Origin of the sequence: Nitrosospira sp. Nsp11, from assembly GCF_900142705.1 — a bacterium.
Lineage (GTDB): Bacteria > Pseudomonadota > Gammaproteobacteria > Burkholderiales > Nitrosomonadaceae > Nitrosospira.
The window spans coordinates 532,244-549,030 of the sequence record NZ_FRBV01000001.1 but is presented as its reverse complement, the minus strand read 5'-3'; the positions used below and the strand labels follow the sequence as shown (position 1 = coordinate 549,030).

Here is a 16,787-nt window from a genome sequence, read left to right as displayed (position 1 = left end):
GAACATTCAATTGACAAAAAAATATTTTGGCACTGACGGCATACGCGGGCGTGTAGGAGAGATGCCTATTACGCCCGAATTCGTTATGCACCTCGGTTATTCTGCCGGTAACGTCCTGGCGTCGTCGGAATGGCATCTATCCAAGGGCGAACGTCCAGCGGTACTGATCGGTAAGGATACTCGCATATCAGGGTATATGCTTGAATCAGCTTTACAAGCGGGGCTTTCCGCCGCAGGAGTGGATGTGCTGCTTTCCGGGCCTATGCCGACGCCGGCGGTAGCCTACCTCACTCGCGCACTGCGACTGCAGGCGGGCATAGTCATTTCCGCTTCACATAACCCGTTCGAAGACAACGGCATCAAATTTTTTTCCGCAGCGGGCACGAAGTTGCCCGATGTGACCGAGCATGCGATAGAGGCAGGACTGAAGGCGCCCATCAAATCGATGCCGTCAGCGCAGCTTGGGAAAGCGCGCAGGGTCAATGACGCCAGAGGGCGTTACATCGAATTCTGCAAGAGCACCTTTCCGAATCATCTCGATTTGCGTGGTTTGCGCATCGTAGTTGACTGTGCTCATGGTGCGACATATCAAATTGCTGGCCCAGTGCTGCATGAGCTGGGCGCGGATGTTGTTGCCATCGGTGCGCAGCCCGACGGTCTCAATATCAATCTTGAATGCGGCGCGACGCATAGTGCCGCCCTGCAGGAAGCGGTCCGGCTGCATCGAGCTGATATTGGCATTGCGCTTGATGGAGACGGTGATCGCGTAATCATGGCCGACAAAAAAGGCGTGCTTTACGATGGTGACCGGCTGATCTATATCATCGCCAAGCATCGCCAGCAGAAGGGGTTGCTCAAGGGTGGGGTAGCGGGAACATTAATGACTAATCTGGCGGTAGAAAACGGTTTAAGGAAACTAAATATTCCGTTTGCTCGCGCTAACGTCGGCGACCGCCATGTATTGGAGCTCTTGCAGAAAGAAGGCTGGCAACTGGGCGGCGAAGGCTCTGGCCATATTCTTTGCATCGACAAGCATACCACCGGTGATGGCATTATTTCCGCGTTGCAAGTGCTATATGCCATGAGAGACTCCGCCAAAACGCTGCCGGAGCTTGCGCATGGCGTCACGCTTTATCCTCAACGGTTGATTAACGTCAAGGTCCCCAAGGGCTTCGATTCGCGCGCCAACCTCGCGATCAGGGCGGCCCAGGCGGATGCCGAGCGCGATCTTGACGATAGCGGCCGCGTGCTGTTGCGCCCATCAGGCACAGAACCCCTGGTACGAGTGATGGTGGAGGGTGAGTCTAAGCAGAAGGTTAAGCATTGGGCAGAAAAAATAGCGGATATTGTGCGAAACGCTGCAGCGGAATGAAAAGCTGATAAATCAGTGCAAGACATTCCCGCGGACATGCACGGACTTATCCAGAGGTTTACAAGGAATGTCACAAGACCGTAATACTAATGATCTAGCATGACGATACTTCAAGACTAATATCTGATCATCCGACAAGTGAACGGGGGAAATGTTGAACTTACCGAATAGTAATAAACTGGGAATGTCTGTCGTATTTGCCGGATTGATCAGTATCAACGGTATTGCGGGGGCCGATGCAATCGTGAAAATCGATGGTTCCAGCACTGTCTATCCCATTACTGAAGCAGTGGCCGAAGATTTTCAGAAGGAAAGAAAAGGTGCGGTTAAAGTGACGGTGGGCATTTCAGGGACTGGTGGGGGCTTCAAGAAATTCTGCCGTGGTGAAACGGACATCGTCAACGCGTCGCGCCCAATTCTGAAAAAGGAAATGGACGACTGCAAAAAAATGGGCATCCAATATGTCGAAATGCCGATCGCATTTGATGCGCTGACTGTAGTAGTGAATCCCAAGAACGACTGGAGTAAAACGATTACTGTCGCAGAGTTAAAGAAGATTTGGGAGCCTGCGGCGCAGGGCAAAATCACCAAGTGGAGCCAGGTGAATCCAACATGGCCCGATGAAACGATAAAGCTCTACGGTGCGGGCGCCGATTCGGGTACTTTCGACTATTTTACGGAAGCCATTGTTGGTAAAGCCAAGTCGAGCCGTGGGGATTTTACCGCATCCGAGGATGACAATGTGTTAGTGCAAGGAGTAGCTAGCGACAAGAACGGCCTCGGATTTTTTGGTTTTGCCTACTACGCCGAAAATAAGAAAAAACTCAAGGTAGTCGCCATTGACGCAGGTAAGGGCGCTGTCGTTCCATCCGCCCAGACCGTGGAGGACGGAACTTATCAGCCGCTGTCCCGCCCTGTTTTCATCTATGTGAACATCAAGTCGGCAGAGCGGCCTGAAGTCAGACAGCTTATTGAGTTTTACATGAAAAATGCGCCTGCGCTGGTGCAGGAAGTTAAATTCTTTTCCCTGCCGGCTCAGGCCTATGCCACCAACCTGAAGCATTTTGCCGAAAAGAAGGTAGGAACTGTGTTTGGGGGCAAACCCGAAGTGAATCTCAGAATTGAAGAAGTACTCAATCGCGAGACCAGTCTATAATTCCACATATAGTGGAGCATCAGATCGCGGATGGGTTGAGGTGATGTAAGACCCGCGGCAGATTCGGTAGAAACAAACGGATTTGCTGAACATCACTGGTACCCGCCCAACCGCACCTGTCCTAGCGTTTCGTTTTCCCCTCTTTCCCGGTTTTCCCAAGCTCTGGAACTGGAGCAGTTCCTCTACGGAAATTGCCCTGCGTCCAGGGCTGGAGCTCACTTATTCCACTCGTTACGACTTTGTCTTATTGCATGAGGCAAATTGGGCGCGGACGCAAATATATGGGAAAATAGGCTCTTGGAGCCATAAGCAGTGAAAGAACTTTGATTCCTGTAAAATTTTTATCGTTTGTGTAATTTCATATCTTTTAAAAAGGAATAAGTCGTGACTGTCATTCGTTTACCGGATGGATCGGAACGCAGGTATGACCACCCGGTGACGGTTGGCGACGTCGCGGCATCGATTGGTGCAGGACTGGCTCGAGCCGCGCTGGCCGGCAAAGTGAATGGCAAGCTGGTGGATATGTCCAGCACCATCGAAACTGATAGCGACTTGACGATCATCACTGAAAAGGACGCGGAAGGGCTGGAAATTATCCGTCACTCCAGCGCCCACCTGCTGGCGCATGCAGTGAAAGAGTTGTTTCCGGAAGCGCAGGTAACCATTGGACCCGTGATTGACGACGGCTTTTATTATGATTTTTCCTTTCACCGTCCATTCACGCCGGATGATCTGGCAGCAATTGAAAAACGTATGGGGGAAATCAGCGCACGCAACCTGAAAGTTGAGCGTAAAGTTTGGGAGCGTCCCCAGGCAATCAATTTTTTCAAGAAACAGGGCGAGCACTACAAGGCGCAGATCATCGAGAGCATTCCCGGCAATGAGGAAGTTTCGCTCTATTCCCAGGGAAACTTTACCGATCTATGCCGGGGCCCGCATGTGCCTGCCACATCAAGGCTCAAGGTTTTCAAGCTGATGAAGCTTGCGGGAGCTTATTGGCGCGGCGACTCGCACAATGAGATGTTACAGCGAATTTATGGCACCGCCTGGGCCAAAAAGGAAGATCAGGACACCTATCTGCGTCGCCTTGAGGAAGCGGAAAAGCGTGATCACCGTAAACTCGGCAAGCAACTGGATTTGTTTCATATTCAGGAAGAAGCACCGGGTATGGTATTCTGGCATCCCAAGGGCTGGATCATATGGCAGGAGATAGAGCAGTACATGCGGGAAATATTCCGCAATAACGGTTATCAGGAAATCCGCACGCCCTCAGTATTGGATAAAGGTCTATGGGAGCGATCAGGGCACTGGGAAAATTTCCGCGAAAATATGTTTATCACCCAATCGGAAGAGCGTGAATTTTCGGTCAAGCCCATGAACTGCCCTGGGCATGTCCAAGTGTTCAAGCAGGGACTGAAAAGCTATCGGGACCTGCCGTTGCGTCTGGCGGAATTTGGTTCGTGTCATCGGAATGAACCATCCGGCGCTTTGCATGGCATTATGCGAGTGCGAGCGTTTACTCAGGACGACGCGCACATTTTCTGTACCGAGGCCCAGGTACAGGATGAGGTGATCCAATTTATTGACCTGTTGCAAAAGGTTTATACCGATTTCGGCTTTGATGAGATTCTGGTCAAGCTTTCAACCCGTCCTCAAAAACGCGTGGGATCGGAGGCGCAGTGGGATAAGGCGGAAGCCGCATTGCAAGCTGCATTGGATCACAAGAAGCTCATATGGGAGCTGCAACCTGGCGAAGGCGCCTTCTACGGACCTAAAATCGAGTTTTCGCTCAAGGATAGCATCGGCCGTTTGTGGCAGTGCGGTACTCTCCAGCTTGATTTTTCAATGCCGGGGCGATTAGATGCCGAATTTGTGGCCGAGGATAACTCCCGTCGGGTTCCAGTCATGCTTCACCGGGCGATTCTCGGATCATTGGAGCGTTTCATTGGCATTATTCTGGAAAATTATGCAGGCGCCTTGCCACTTTGGCTTGCGCCGGACCAGGCGGTAGTATTGAATATTTCTCAGGGACAAGCAGAATATGCCCGGAAAGTAGCCGACGAGCTCAAGCATAATGGCATACGGGCGTGTGCGGACTTGAGAAATGAGAAAATAACTTATAAAATACGAGAACATAGTTTACAAAAGTTACCCTACCAAATCATCGTGGGGGAGAAGGAAGTGGCTGCACAAACGGTTTCAGTACGAACACGGGTAGGCTCCGATCTCGGTCAGATGTCTTTGCCGATGCTGATAGAACGGCTTAAAGCAGAGATATGCCTGAGAGCGGGTGAGGTTTAATTTATTAACACATTTGGGGAATTACTATAGTTCAAGAAAAAGCAGCCCGTATCAATCAGGAGATTAACGCGCCCGAAGTGCGCTTGATTGGTGTAGATGGAGAGCAAATAGGTATAGTCGCGTTGGCGGCCGCTAACACTTTGGCGGAGGAAGCCGAGGTCGATTTGGTTGAAATCGCCCCCACCGCTCGTCCCCCCGTGTGCCGGCTGATGGATTATGGCAAGTTTCGTTATCAGGAGAGCAAGAAAAAACACGAAGCCAAGCTCAAGCAGAAGCAAATCCAGATCAAGGAAGTCAAGTTCCGGCCCAACACGGACGAGGGCGATTACAACATCAAGCTGCGTAACCTGATCAGTTTTCTTGAAGAAGGCGATAAGGCCAAGATCACGTTACGGTTTCGCGGACGTGAAATGGCGCATCAGGAATTTGGTGTGCGTCTGCTTGAGCGCGTCAGAGATGATCTGGAGCCGCATGCGGTGGTTGAGCAGTTTCCCCGGATGGAAGGACGGCAAATGGTGATGGTGCTGTCTCCCCGAAAGAAAGAAGTAGCAGTCAAGCCAAAGGAAGCAAAGCCAAAGGTGGCTACGGAAACTGATGTAGCCCCCGATTAAGGGCAGAAACTCGCCTGACTGTATAGCGCAGCAGCAGGAAGTTGGAGAGAGGATAGCAGGACCGCTTATCCAAGCGTGAATCAGATAACGCAAAAGTGGGCACCGGTGTGATATTGCGCCATTCGAAAAACAAGTGATCTCCGGGTTTAAAGTGTTCCGATCAGGAAACACCCGGCGTCATGTTAAAGCAGGAGTAATGCAATGCCAAAGATGAAAACAAAAAGTGGGGCCGCAAAGCGCTTCACGGTGCGAGCGGGCGGCAGCGTCAAGCGTGCGCAAGCGTTCAAACGTCATATACTTACCAAGAAAAGCACGAAAAGCAAACGTCAGTTGCGGGGAACCGTGGGCGTTCATTGCAGTGATGCGCCATCCGTGCGTGCCATGTTGCCTTACGCCTAGGAGAGACTGAGATGCCAAGAGTAAAACGTGGTGTAACGGCTCACGCTCGTCACAAAAAAGTCCTCGATCTGGCGAAAGGCTATCGGGGCCGCCGAAAAAACGTTTATCGTATTGCCAAGGAAGCGGTGATGAAAGCGGGGCAATATGCATACCGCGACCGCCGCCAGAAGAAACGCCAGTTTCGGGCTTTGTGGATTGCTCGTATCAACGCTGCTGCCAGGGAATGCGGGTTATCCTACAGCGTTTTCATGAACGGTTTGAGGAAAGCCGCGATTGAAGTGGACCGCAAGGTTCTGGCTGATATTGCTGTATTTGATAAGCCGGCTTTTGCGAAAATAGTTGAGCAGGCCAAAGCCAGCCTGACCGTATAACAATAGTAGCAAAAACCGCTGCGAGGAGGTTAAAGGCAGAGACGCCTTGCCTCCTTTTTTCTTGTTTGGATTCGGTAACCCATCCCATTTCGATTGCTTATGACTAATCTGGATCACCTTATCAGTGAAGCCGTTGATCTCTTCAATGGTACGGATGAAATTGTCGAGCTGGAGCAAGCCAAGGCACGCTATTTGGGCCGGAATGGCCGCCTGACGGAATTACTGAAGGGATTGGGCAAGCTCCCGCCGGAAGAGCGTCCTGCCGTGGGACATCGCATAAACCAGGCGAAGGAAACATTGGAAGCGGCACTTAATTTTCGCCGGGATACGATACAAGAAAAAAAACTTGAGGCGCAGTTACTTGAAGAAGCGCTGGATGTGACGCTGCCAGGGCGCGGTTTGGGAATGGGTGGTCTGCATCCGATAACGCGGACCCTGGAACGCATCCAGTCACTATTCCATTCCATCGGGTTTACCGTAGCAACGGGTCCCGAGATCGAAACCGATTTTTACAATTTCACCGCGCTTAATATTCCGGAGAATCATCCGGCGCGTGCCATGCACGATACCTTTTACGTCGATGATGGGGCCGGCAGGCATTTGCTGCGTACACATACTTCGCCGGTTCAAATCCGCTATATGGAAAAAAAGCAGCCGCCCCTAAAGGTGATCGCGCCAGGAAGAGTATATCGTTGCGACTCTGATTTGACTCATACTCCCATGTTCCATCAGGTGGAAGGCCTATGGGTGGATGAAAATGCCAACTTTTCGGCGTTAAAAGGAGTGCTGGCCGATTTCATGCAACAATTTTTTGAACGGGACGATTTGCCGGTGCGCTTCCGTGCTTCTTTTTTTCCGTTTACCGAGCCTTCGGCTGAAATGGATATCCGCTGCGTGAAATGCGAAAACGGTTGCCGCATATGCGGTCATACCGGATGGCTGGAAGTGCTGGGGTGCGGAATGGTGCATCCTAACGTTCTCGAGCATGTTGGCATAAACAGCGAAAAATATATTGGTTTCGCATTTGGGTTGGGGGTCGAGCGATTGGCAATGCTGCGGTATGGTGTGAGCGATTTACGGTTGTTTTTCGAAAATGATTTACGATTTTTGAAACAGTTTAATTAAAAGAACAACGGGAATACCGAAATAGCGTTTTGCACGCCTCAAATTAGTAATCCAATCTGAGAGGCACGAAAGCGAACCCCGCTTTACGGCGCGAATACCCCTGCGAATATACTGAATAGCGGGAAAGTTACGCGAGCCCTTGGGCGCAAAGCATGAACAGCGCGAAAGCGGATAAGCGATAATCGCCCAACAGGATATCTCGTGGTCCTTGATTCAGGAAAGACAACCTCAAGGACATCGGATCTGCCTCTTCCGCAAAGAGAATAAATTCAAATGAAATTTTCAGAAAATTGGCTTCGCACTTTCGTTAACCCGCCGTTATCGACAGGCAACCTTGCTCAGGCGCTAACCATGGCCGGCCTGGAAGTTGAGGCTATTGAACCGGTCGCGCCGGCCTTTAGCAAGGTAGTGGTGGCTGAAGTGCTATCCGTGCATAGACATCCGGATGCAGATCATCTTTATGTTTGCAAGGTCAACACGGATTCGATGGAATCGGCTGAGCCGCTACAGATTGTCTGTGGTGCAGTGAATGTCCATTCCGGAGTAAAGGTGCCATGTGCGCTGGAGGGCGCGGAACTGCCGGGTCTTACCATTAAACGGACGAGGATACGTGGAATTGAATCCGCCGGAATGTTATGTTCAGCGAAGGAACTGGGCTTGGAAGAAGTCTCTGCCGGTTTATTGCTGCTTCCGGATAGTGCGCCAACCGGTATGGATTTTCGGCATCATTACGAACTCGAGGACAAACTCCTTACACTCAAGCTGACACCCAATCGCGGAGATTGCCTTGGGTTAGGTGGTGTTGCTCGGGAAGTGGCCGCCATTACTTCCGAAGATCTCAAGCCGTTAACGATCAAGCCGATTAAAGGTCAGTTGAATGACGCCCTGACGATACAAGTCGACGCCCCGGACGCTTGCCCGCTTTATTGTGGCAGAGTGGTACGTGGCGTTTCTCTCGATGTTCCCACTCCTCAGTGGATACTTCGTCGCCTGGAACGTAGCGGCCTGCGTTCGATCAACGCTGTGGTGGACATAACCAATTACGTAATGCTGGAGATCGGTCAGCCTCTCCATGCTTTCGATCTCGCAAAGATTGCGGGTGCCCTCAGGGGCTCAATTCATGTACGTTATGCCAAGCCCGGCGAAAGGCTCAAATTATTGAACGGCGAAGACCTTATGCTGCAACCCGGCATGCTGGTCATAGCGGATGAGGTCAAGCCGTTGGCGCTCGCCGGTATCATGGGTGGGGATGAAAGTGGAGTGGTTCAAGGGGCAACCGATATATTTCTGGAAAGCGCTTTTTTCAGCCCTGAGGTGATCTCCGGCAAATCATTTTCCCTCGGGTTTAGTTCGGATTCAGCGTATCGCTTTGAGCGGGGCGTCGATTTTGGCGCGACACGCGACGCGATGGAGCGCGCAACGGGTTTGATCCTGGATATTTGCGGCGGTGAGACGGGGCCGATTACCGAGATCAGAGGCAAGTTGCCGCAACGCGACCCCATCCGCCTTCGCGTGGAACGGACCCGAAGAGTTCTGGGCATAGATCTTGGTGAAGCCAGAATCGCCGAATTATTTCGCCGCCTGCAATTCAGCTTTTCCGTGGTGGGCGATGTCTTCCAGGTTACGCCCCCGACTTACCGCTTCGATCTTGCCATCGAGGAAGACCTGATCGAAGAACTGGCGCGCATACACGGTTACAATTTTATACCCGCTACCTTGCCCCAGATGAAACTGGGCATGCTGCCTGCGCCTGAAATGTTAAAATCCCTCGCACGGTTGAGGGAAAGCATGACAGGGCGGGATTACCAGGAAGTCATCAATTATGCTTTTGTAGATGCCTCCTGGGAGTTGGAGCTGGCAGGCAACACCGCGCCGGTAGCATTGAAAAACCCCCTTTCCAATCAGTTAGCGGTAATGCGCAGCAGCCTGATCGGCGGCCTTATATCGAACCTGCAATTCAACCTCAACCGTAAGCAGACAAGAATACGTCTATTTGAAATTGGAGGTTGCTTCGAAAAAAGCGGCGAGGTCTACGCGCAACATGAAAAATTAGCCGGCCTTTGCTACGGAGATGCAATGACTGAGCAGTGGGGCGAGCGCGCGCGCGCGGTGGATTTTTATGATGTAAAAGCAGATATCGAAGCGCTATTTTTCCCAGCAGCAGTTGAAGTCGAAGCGGCGCCCCACCCGGCGCTGCATCCCGGGAAATCCGCTCTGATCCGCGTGGATAGCAAAATCGCCGGCTATGTGGGAGAGCTTCACCCTCGCTGGCAGCAAAAATTTGGCTTGCCCAAATCGGTTGTGCTGTTCGAGTTGGAGGCGGCAAGCATAATGGCACGAACCCTGCCGAACGCGGCAGAGATTTCGAAATATCCACCCATACGGCGGGATATTGCCGTGGTGGTACCGGAGGATGTTCGCGTTCAGGCAATGCTGAACTGCATGTACGCCGAGAAATTGGCCGTTATTTCGGAAATTTCCCTGTTTGATGTGTATCATGGCAAAGGTATGGAAAACGGCAAAAAAAGTCTTGCATTCCGTATGTTATTACAAGATACTCAAAAAACGTTAACCGATGCGGAAGCAGATCGGGTTGTCGCACAGTTGATAAATGTTTTGCAGAATCAGTTCGGGGCAAAGCTCCGCAGCTGATAAAAGCAGGAGAATTATCAGGGGCTATGTATCAGCCGGCGACTGCGGCGCCAGCGAGACGGTAGTGATCCGCAGTGGTGCCGAATTCGTAGAGATCCCGAGGTGGAGAGACGATGGCCGAAGGCGGAGTGTGCGAATGATTCGGCTTCACCACAGCCATATAAGGCCGAGCCGTCCGAGCCTGCGTCAGTGAAGCGAATACTCGCTGTTATGCTTGCAGGCCATAGGCCATCATGGCGTCTTGTGATCTTCTTTTTGCCAACTCAGCTGGCAACTGAGTGCTCCCCGGAAATTATTCAGAGGCTACCAGGTTTGAAAGTAACTAAACAGGTGAGGGAGACTATGACCTTAACAAAGGCCGAGCTGGCGGATTTGCTTTTTGAAAAAGTTGGATTCAACAAGCGCGAAGCCAAAGACATGGTGGAATCCTTTTACGAGGAGGTTCGCGTCGCCCTGCAAAACGGCGATGGCGTCAAACTTTCCGGTTTTGGCAATTTCCAGCTGCGCGACAAACCGCAACGTCCTGGTCGCAACCCCAAGACAGGTGAAGAGATTCCTATTACCGCCAGAAGAGTCGTCACTTTTCACGCCAGCCAGAAATTGAAGGCAATGGTGGAAAAGAATCAGGATGGAAAACGTAACGCCGAGTAACGCTTTGCCGCCCATTCCGGCTAAGCGTTATTTCACCATTGGCGAGGTTAGCGAGTTATGTGGCGTCAAGCCACATGTATTGCGGTATTGGGAACAGGAATTTACACAGCTGAAGCCCGTCAAGCGGCGCGGCAACCGCCGCTATTATCAGCGCCATGAGGTGTTGCTGATTCGCCGCATCCGGGAGTTGCTCTACGAGCACGGCTTCACCATTCATGGGGCTCGCAGCCGTTTGGGGCAAAATATGGTCGAGGCAGCCCTTTCTGTTCCCGATTCGGTTGCTCCGCATTCCTCATCAGTCGATCTGGCGCTATTGAGAGACGAAATCAAAAGTGTTGTGTCTTTACTTCGATCTTGATCCATTTCCGTAGTCCCGCTCTCTCGCTCTACGGTTCACAAAACAGCAATAGCAATTTCTAAGGTTCCTTACCTCGTGGCTTGTTGTTATAATTCCACGTTCGGGGCGTAGCGCAGCCTGGTAGCGTACTTGCATGGGGTGCAAGTGGTCGGAGGTTCAAATCCTCTCGCCCCGACCAATCAAGTTACGGATTGATTGATTCTGTCGGATATTACGGGCTTATCAGCACCGTTTGCGAATGTTTTTCTCCCGATAAGCTAAAAAATCACTTGGGTAACTGTTCGAATGCGCATATTGCTCAGTAACGACGATGGGTATTTTGCGCCAGGCCTCGCCTGTCTCGCCGAAGCGCTTTCCGTTATTGCAGATATCATCGTAGTTGCGCCGGAACGCGACCGGAGTGGCGCCAGCAACTCTCTTACGCTCGATCGGCCCCTGAGTCTCCGCAAGTCCCATAATGGGTTTTTTTATGTCAACGGTACGCCAACGGATTGCGTGCATCTGGCGGTCACCGGCATGCTCGACACATTGCCGGACATGGTGGTGTCGGGGATAAATGATGGCGCCAACATGGGTGACGATACGATTTATTCCGGTACCGTAGCTGCTGCCACGGAGGGGTTCTTGCTGGGCATTCCTTCTATTGCCATTTCTCTTGCCAGCTTTTCCACCGGTAATTTCTCCACCGCCGCACGTATAGCGACTGAAGTAGTACAACGTTTCCAAAACGACAAGCTTCACGGGACAGTATTGCTTAACATCAATGTACCCGACATACCGTACGATGAATTGCAAGGCATCGAGGTTACCCGGCTTGGCCGCCGGCATAAGGCGGAGCCCGTAATCAAATCGCAGAGCCCGCGCGGGAATACAGTCTACTGGGTAGGCGCAGCCGGGCCTGCTCAGGATGCGGGAGAGGGCACGGATTTTCTTGCCATTCAGCGTAACCGTGTATCGGTGACTCCGCTGCAAATCGACTTGACACGATATGGGCAGTTGGATGCAGTAAAAGAGTGGTTGAAATAGCAGCGCAGCGTTTTGGTTATTGTGCATGGTTGAACACCGCCTGTTCAAGGTATAGCTAATTTGAACATCCACTACTCCGGTATCGGCATGACGTCGGCGCGTACTCGTGCGCGCATGATCGAGCGTCTGAGAGCGCGAGGCATCGTTGATGAAGTGGTGCTGGCGGCAATGAACGTCGTCCCCCGCCACATCTTTGTCGAGGAGGTCCTGGCAAACCGTGCTTATGACGATGTGGCATTGCCTATCAATTTTGGTCAGACCATTTCGAGTCCATTTACCGTAGCGCGCATGAGTGAGCTGCTGCGCGCGGGTTCGGGCATAGACAAGGTGCTTGAGATTGGCTCGGGCTGCGGCTACCAGACGGCTGTGCTGGCGCAGTTTGCCCGCGAGGTTTATTCGATCGAGAGAGTCGGGCCCTTGCTTACCCGCACCCGCACACGTTTACGGCAATTGCGCCTCAACAATGTCCGCCTGAAGCATGCTGACGGTTTGCTCGGGTTGCCCGAGTCCGCACCGTTCGATGGCATTATTTTTACCGCTGCGGCTACGCATATTCCAGCAACGTTACTTGAACAATTAGCGATTCGCGGCAGAATAGTTTTTCCCAAGGGAAGCCAGGATCAGTATCTGTGCGTTATCGAACGTAATTTGCAGGGTTATACTGAGACAATGCTTGACGAGGTCAGGTTTGTCCCGATATTACCCGGAATCTGGAAACGTTAAACGATGCAAAATAAGAGACGGGAATGAGGCATGCCAGGATCAGGCAGAAGCATTTGAACAGTGATTCATCATGCCGCGAAATTTTCAGGGGATGTCGTTCATTTTGTATGAGCAGTTTTTTTTCTTCAGCCTATTGCTCGCTTCTCGTTTTATGCCTTTTAATGACGGGTTGTGAATCCACGCCTTATCGCGCGCCGGTAGTCGATAGCGCCACGGTAGAAGCGGAAAATGCCAAGCCCGAGGTGTCCGTTCGTCGACCCGATGCATATATCATAAAAAAAGGTGACACGCTATACAGCATCGCGCTGAGCCATGGCATCGACCAGAAGAGTTTGGCGGAATGGAATGACATTACGGATCCGGGCGCCATTCATGTTGGACAGCAACTTTACTTATCCTCGCCTTCCCTGCTGGCACAGCCATCGTTATTTCCCATCCGGGAAACCACGCTGCCATCCCGGGCCGTAACCACACCTTTCATCGTCTCCCCAATCGGAGCAAAACCTCAGGCCAACACGGATAAGCTGAAAACAGAACCCAGGGCGTTCAAACTACCTTATTCGGATCAGGCCGTCGCGCAATTGAAAGGCTTACCGGGCGCACCTCCCTTGGTGGCGCCGGTAAAAGCCGATCCGATGACCGAGAAGAATACCGGTACCGAAATTAATCCGATACCTCCAGCTTCAGAAGAACTCAATGACGGCGATCGCGTCGACTGGATCTGGCCAACCAGGGGCAAGATATTGGGCGTTTTCTCGGAAAGTTCCAAAGGGATCGATATTTCAGGCACTGCCGGACAAGCGGTAACCGCATCTGCTAATGGCAAGGTGGTCTATAGCGGCGCCGGGTTGCGCGGTTACGGCAAGCTTATCATTATCAAGCATAACAATACTTATCTCAGCGCCTATGCTCACAACAGCAAAATCCTGGTGAAAGAAGGACAAACAGTAGTAAAAGGCGAGAAAATCGCCGAGATGGGAAATAGCGATGCGAGTCTGGTGAAACTTCATTTTGAAATTCGCAAGAATGGAAAACCGGTTGACCCCTTGAAGCATTTACCCGGAATATCAGGATGAGCCCATGATGAATCAGCTACAGTATCCCGACGAGGAGTCCTATGACAAGACAGATGTTGCGGACCCCGATGATGCCCTTGAGATTTCCGAAGCGCCCTCCAGCGCTGCCGCCGAGCCTCCCAGCGACTTCCTCCTGACTGATGTCACCCAGATCTACTTCAATGATATCGGCCACAACGCGCTGTTGAGTGCGAAGGAAGAGGCGAAATTGACACGCCTGGTCAGGCAGAATGATTTTGATGCGCGTCAGAAAATGATCGAATGCAACCTGCGCTTGGTGGTCAATATAGCAAAACACTATACCAAGCATGGCGTCGCGTTACTGGACCTGATCGAAGAAGGAAATATGGGCATGATGCATGCACTGGACAAGTTCGACCCGGAGCGTGGATTTCGTTTTTCGACATACGCGACGTGGTGGATACGGCAGAACATCGAACGGTGCATTATGAATCAGTCGCGAACTATCCGTTTGCCGGTGCATGTCATCAAAGACTTGAATATCATTTTACACGCCGCTCGTCATCTGGAAGCGCATACGGGAAAGGAACCCAAACCGGAGGATATAGCGCATTTACTAGGACGGCCGATCAAGGAAGTGCAAAGAATGTTGTCCTTGAACATGAGCATGATGTCATTGGATGCGCCTCTTGATGTCGATCCATCATTGTCCATTGGTGATGCCATCGCCGACGATAATAATCCCGGCCCCGACCATATGATGGAACAATCCGAGATCAAATGTCGCATCCAGGAATGGCTGAACCGGCTGAATGACAAGCAAAGACTCATCATTGAAAAGCGCTACGGCCTTAACGGATACGAAATCCAGACACTGGAACAACTGGCGACGAATCTCGATCTCACGCGGGAACGCGTGCGCCAGATTCAGTTGGAAGCACTGCAGACATTACGGGTAATGCTAAGGTGCGATGGGGTATCCAGGGATGGGGTGTTCTAGTTCTAGATTTCAGTTTTTCCAGTTCTGGTATTTTTTAGATTGAAGGACCAGGATCTTTTTAAAGATGTGGTAAACCTGCATTGACTCTTTACTCAGGCAAACTTGTCACATAGAATACTGCCTAAAGTACGAAAATTGCAATTTCAGCCATTGCGCTAGTTTTTCCGGGCGCCCTAAGCCAGCAACCCCTGCCATATCGCTGCGGTAATAACTTTATTATTTTCTGACTAACTATGACTACGCCACAACCAGAGTTTATAGCACCCTATCCTGACTTGTGTACTGAAGAGGAAATTTCTCGGCTGGTTCATACTTTTTATGCAAGAGCCAGAAAAGATCCGTTGCTAGGCCCGATTTTTGAAGCGCATGTTACCAATTGGGACGCACATTTTGTGCAGATGATCAATTTCTGGTCGATGAAGCTGCGCGGAACGAGCCATTTTCGCGGTGCCCCCATGCCCAAGCATGTGGCCCTGCCCGGCCTCACTTCCAAATTATTTGAGCGGTGGATCCAACTTTTTCGCGAAACCACAAGTGAGATGGAAAATCGGGATCTGCAGTTCAATGCCGATACGCTGGCACTGCATATCGGTAGCAGGCTGTGGTTGAGATATCAGATGGAGCGCTACCCCGACAAGCAACTGGTTGAACTCGATGGCGCATAGCGCTTGATAGGGTTGGATTTTTGACGCACATCCGGCACGGGTGAGGTAATCGCAATGACCTCTCATTGCGATGTGACGATGTGATTTCGGGACGGCTTTCACCACAGCGTATTGATTAAAGTTCTCATGGTTCAAGCTTAGACTTTTCCATTCTCGGCTTGATCTCAAGCCTTCGAATGATTCATCTTTCCAAATCTCCACACCACACATATCTTCTGTTGCGTCCATCGACCATGCGTCCATGCGTGATGCGCTCCTGATCTGATTTGGGCTTCTCTCAGTGTATTTGATTTCGCCTCTGGCGCGCGATAGCGGATTGGGGCAGTATTGTTTGCGCGAAGCATTAGATCGCTACCTGCTCTCAGCAAGTGTTGACCATCGGGTCAACAGACCGGAAAGTGAGATGGCGGACTGATCCGTCTGCGCTCCAACTCCGTATGCCGCCCAACAGCAGTGCGCTATTTTCCGCTTATTTCGGATATACTGCTTATAAGTGTTATCGCCTGATCCAGCTATACCGGAGCCAACCTCGACTTCTCTTTTCGATCGGTCGTCGTTCAAGTGGTCCCGTAACTGAATCGGAATACGTTGTTCTTGAGTGATCTTGGTAACAGCGTATCGATCGGTTTTATTTATTTCCCCGGAAATAACTTACTACTCGTATTTCGCAAACGGGAAGGGATCGGATTTTATGTCACCACACAGGAGCAAAAATCATGAGCAACCAAAAGACTGAAAGTGCGCCGCATGTTCTGCCGCCTTTACCCTATTCGGATAATGCGCTGGACCCCGTCATTTCCGCAAATACGCTGAGTTTTCATTATGGCAAGCATCACAAGACTTATGTCGACAACCTCAACAAACTGATAGCCGGGACGGAGCTCGAGGATTTATCCCTGGAGGAGATCATTGCTTCGGTAGCCGGCAAAGCGGACAAAACCGGAATTTTCAATAACGCAGCCCAGGTCTGGAATCACACTTTCTACTGGAATTCCCTGACGCCTAAAGGCGGCGGCGAGCCTCCGGCAGCGCTGAAGCAAAAAATAGAAGCCTCTTTTGGTAGCGTCGAAGCTTGCAAAAAGGAATTGGCGACTGCGGCGACAACCCAGTTTGGCAGCGGTTGGGCATGGCTGGTACAAGATGGCGATAAGCTTCAGGTCAGCAAGACCGGCAATGCGGATCTGCCGTTGACCAAAGGGATAAAGCCAATATTGACGATTGACGTGTGGGAACACGCCTACTATCTGGATTATCAGAATCGTCGTGTGGATTATGTCAATGCTGTGCTGGACAAGCTGATCAATTGGGGTTTTGCAGCGGATAATTGTAGGTAATATACT

General features: G+C 51.2%; 16 protein-coding genes and 1 tRNA gene. All 17 read left to right on the top strand.

All coding sequences use genetic code 11. The features are described from left to right. Nucleotides 1-10: 10 nt before the first annotated feature. Nucleotides 11-1,372 (top strand): phosphoglucosamine mutase, encoded by a 1,362-nt coding sequence (glmM, locus tag BUA28_RS02715; RefSeq protein ID WP_072766575.1) that lies wholly within the window; start codon nucleotides 11-13, stop codon nucleotides 1,370-1,372. A gap of 184 nt (nucleotides 1,373-1,556) precedes the next feature. After that, nucleotides 1,557-2,528 (top strand): PstS family phosphate ABC transporter substrate-binding protein, encoded by a 972-nt coding sequence (locus BUA28_RS02710; RefSeq protein ID WP_256325421.1) that lies wholly within the window; start codon nucleotides 1,557-1,559, stop codon nucleotides 2,526-2,528. A gap of 384 nt (nucleotides 2,529-2,912) precedes the next feature. Next, entirely contained in the window at nucleotides 2,913-4,829 is a 1,917-nt protein-coding gene (thrS, locus tag BUA28_RS02705) for a threonine--tRNA ligase (RefSeq protein ID WP_072766573.1), read from the top strand. A 20-nt stretch (nucleotides 4,830-4,849) separates the two neighbouring features. Then, nucleotides 4,850-5,440 (top strand): translation initiation factor IF-3, encoded by a 591-nt coding sequence (gene infC, locus BUA28_RS02700; protein ID WP_371130291.1) that lies wholly within the window; start codon nucleotides 4,850-4,852, stop codon nucleotides 5,438-5,440. Between the two features lie 201 nt (nucleotides 5,441-5,641). Then, the gene (rpmI, locus tag BUA28_RS02695) at nucleotides 5,642-5,839 is read left to right on the top strand and encodes a 50S ribosomal protein L35 (protein ID WP_072766571.1); all 198 of its coding nucleotides are present in this window, start codon (nucleotides 5,642-5,644) and stop codon (nucleotides 5,837-5,839) included. Nucleotides 5,840-5,850: 11 nt separating this feature from the next. Further along, complete coding sequence (rplT, locus tag BUA28_RS02690) at nucleotides 5,851-6,210, top strand: 50S ribosomal protein L20 (protein ID WP_072766570.1); 360 nt, start codon at nucleotides 5,851-5,853, stop codon at nucleotides 6,208-6,210. A gap of 99 nt (nucleotides 6,211-6,309) precedes the next feature. Next, nucleotides 6,310-7,335, top strand: a complete 1,026-nt coding sequence (pheS, locus tag BUA28_RS02685; RefSeq protein WP_072766569.1) for a phenylalanine--tRNA ligase subunit alpha — start codon at nucleotides 6,310-6,312, stop codon at nucleotides 7,333-7,335. Between the two features lie 273 nt (nucleotides 7,336-7,608). Beyond that, on the top strand, nucleotides 7,609-9,987 hold the full coding sequence (gene pheT, locus BUA28_RS02680) for a phenylalanine--tRNA ligase subunit beta (protein WP_072766568.1): 2,379 nt from the start codon (nucleotides 7,609-7,611) through the stop codon (nucleotides 9,985-9,987). A gap of 342 nt (nucleotides 9,988-10,329) precedes the next feature. Continuing rightward, complete coding sequence (locus BUA28_RS02675) at nucleotides 10,330-10,638, top strand: integration host factor subunit alpha (RefSeq protein ID WP_072766567.1); 309 nt, start codon at nucleotides 10,330-10,332, stop codon at nucleotides 10,636-10,638. Beyond that, the gene (locus BUA28_RS02670; RefSeq protein ID WP_072766566.1) at nucleotides 10,616-10,996 is read left to right on the top strand and encodes a MerR family transcriptional regulator; all 381 of its coding nucleotides are present in this window, start codon (nucleotides 10,616-10,618) and stop codon (nucleotides 10,994-10,996) included. The genes BUA28_RS02675 and BUA28_RS02670 overlap by 23 nt, the downstream gene beginning before the upstream one ends. 101 nt (nucleotides 10,997-11,097) lie before the next feature. Continuing rightward, nucleotides 11,098-11,174: transfer RNA gene (locus tag BUA28_RS02665), tRNA-Pro, on the top strand. A 107-nt stretch (nucleotides 11,175-11,281) separates the two neighbouring features. Further along, the gene (surE, locus tag BUA28_RS02660; RefSeq protein ID WP_072766565.1) at nucleotides 11,282-12,022 is read left to right on the top strand and encodes a 5'/3'-nucleotidase SurE; all 741 of its coding nucleotides are present in this window, start codon (nucleotides 11,282-11,284) and stop codon (nucleotides 12,020-12,022) included. 87 nt (nucleotides 12,023-12,109) lie between these two features. Continuing rightward, nucleotides 12,110-12,745, top strand: coding sequence for a protein-L-isoaspartate(D-aspartate) O-methyltransferase (locus BUA28_RS02655; RefSeq protein WP_371130253.1), 636 nt, complete (start codon nucleotides 12,110-12,112; stop codon nucleotides 12,743-12,745). Nucleotides 12,746-12,852: 107 nt separating this feature from the next. Next, on the top strand, nucleotides 12,853-13,821 hold the full coding sequence (locus BUA28_RS02650) for a peptidoglycan DD-metalloendopeptidase family protein (protein ID WP_256598209.1): 969 nt from the start codon (nucleotides 12,853-12,855) through the stop codon (nucleotides 13,819-13,821). 7 nt (nucleotides 13,822-13,828) lie between these two features. Beyond that, entirely contained in the window at nucleotides 13,829-14,782 is a 954-nt protein-coding gene (gene rpoS, locus BUA28_RS02645; protein WP_072766679.1) for an RNA polymerase sigma factor RpoS, read from the top strand. Nucleotides 14,783-15,015: 233 nt separating this feature from the next. After that, the gene (locus tag BUA28_RS02640; RefSeq protein WP_072766562.1) at nucleotides 15,016-15,447 is read left to right on the top strand and encodes a group III truncated hemoglobin; all 432 of its coding nucleotides are present in this window, start codon (nucleotides 15,016-15,018) and stop codon (nucleotides 15,445-15,447) included. A 716-nt stretch (nucleotides 15,448-16,163) separates the two neighbouring features. Next, on the top strand, nucleotides 16,164-16,781 hold the full coding sequence (locus BUA28_RS02635; protein ID WP_072766561.1) for a superoxide dismutase: 618 nt from the start codon (nucleotides 16,164-16,166) through the stop codon (nucleotides 16,779-16,781). Nucleotides 16,782-16,787: the final 6 nt, after the last annotated feature.

What these genes read in the sequence shown, in the direction of transcription:
- BUA28_RS02710 (WP_256325421.1), top strand. Translation starts at nt 1,557, where the DNA reads ATGTCTGTCGTATTTGCCGGATTGATCAGTATCAACGGTATTGCGGGG.
- rpmI (WP_072766571.1), top strand. Translation starts at nt 5,642, where the DNA reads ATGCCAAAGATGAAAACAAAAAGTGGGGCCGCAAAGCGCTTCACGGTG.
- rplT (WP_072766570.1), top strand. Translation starts at nt 5,851, where the DNA reads ATGCCAAGAGTAAAACGTGGTGTAACGGCTCACGCTCGTCACAAAAAA.
- pheS (WP_072766569.1), top strand. Translation starts at nt 6,310, where the DNA reads ATGACTAATCTGGATCACCTTATCAGTGAAGCCGTTGATCTCTTCAAT.
- pheT (WP_072766568.1), top strand. Translation starts at nt 7,609, where the DNA reads ATGAAATTTTCAGAAAATTGGCTTCGCACTTTCGTTAACCCGCCGTTA.
- BUA28_RS02675 (WP_072766567.1), top strand. Translation starts at nt 10,330, where the DNA reads ATGACCTTAACAAAGGCCGAGCTGGCGGATTTGCTTTTTGAAAAAGTT.
- BUA28_RS02670 (WP_072766566.1), top strand. Translation starts at nt 10,616, where the DNA reads ATGGAAAACGTAACGCCGAGTAACGCTTTGCCGCCCATTCCGGCTAAG.
- surE (WP_072766565.1), top strand. Translation starts at nt 11,282, where the DNA reads ATGCGCATATTGCTCAGTAACGACGATGGGTATTTTGCGCCAGGCCTC.
- BUA28_RS02655 (WP_371130253.1), top strand. Translation starts at nt 12,110, where the DNA reads ATGACGTCGGCGCGTACTCGTGCGCGCATGATCGAGCGTCTGAGAGCG.
- BUA28_RS02650 (WP_256598209.1), top strand. Translation starts at nt 12,853, where the DNA reads ATGAGCAGTTTTTTTTCTTCAGCCTATTGCTCGCTTCTCGTTTTATGC.
- rpoS (WP_072766679.1), top strand. Translation starts at nt 13,829, where the DNA reads ATGAATCAGCTACAGTATCCCGACGAGGAGTCCTATGACAAGACAGAT.
- BUA28_RS02640 (WP_072766562.1), top strand. Translation starts at nt 15,016, where the DNA reads ATGACTACGCCACAACCAGAGTTTATAGCACCCTATCCTGACTTGTGT.
- BUA28_RS02635 (WP_072766561.1), top strand. Translation starts at nt 16,164, where the DNA reads ATGAGCAACCAAAAGACTGAAAGTGCGCCGCATGTTCTGCCGCCTTTA.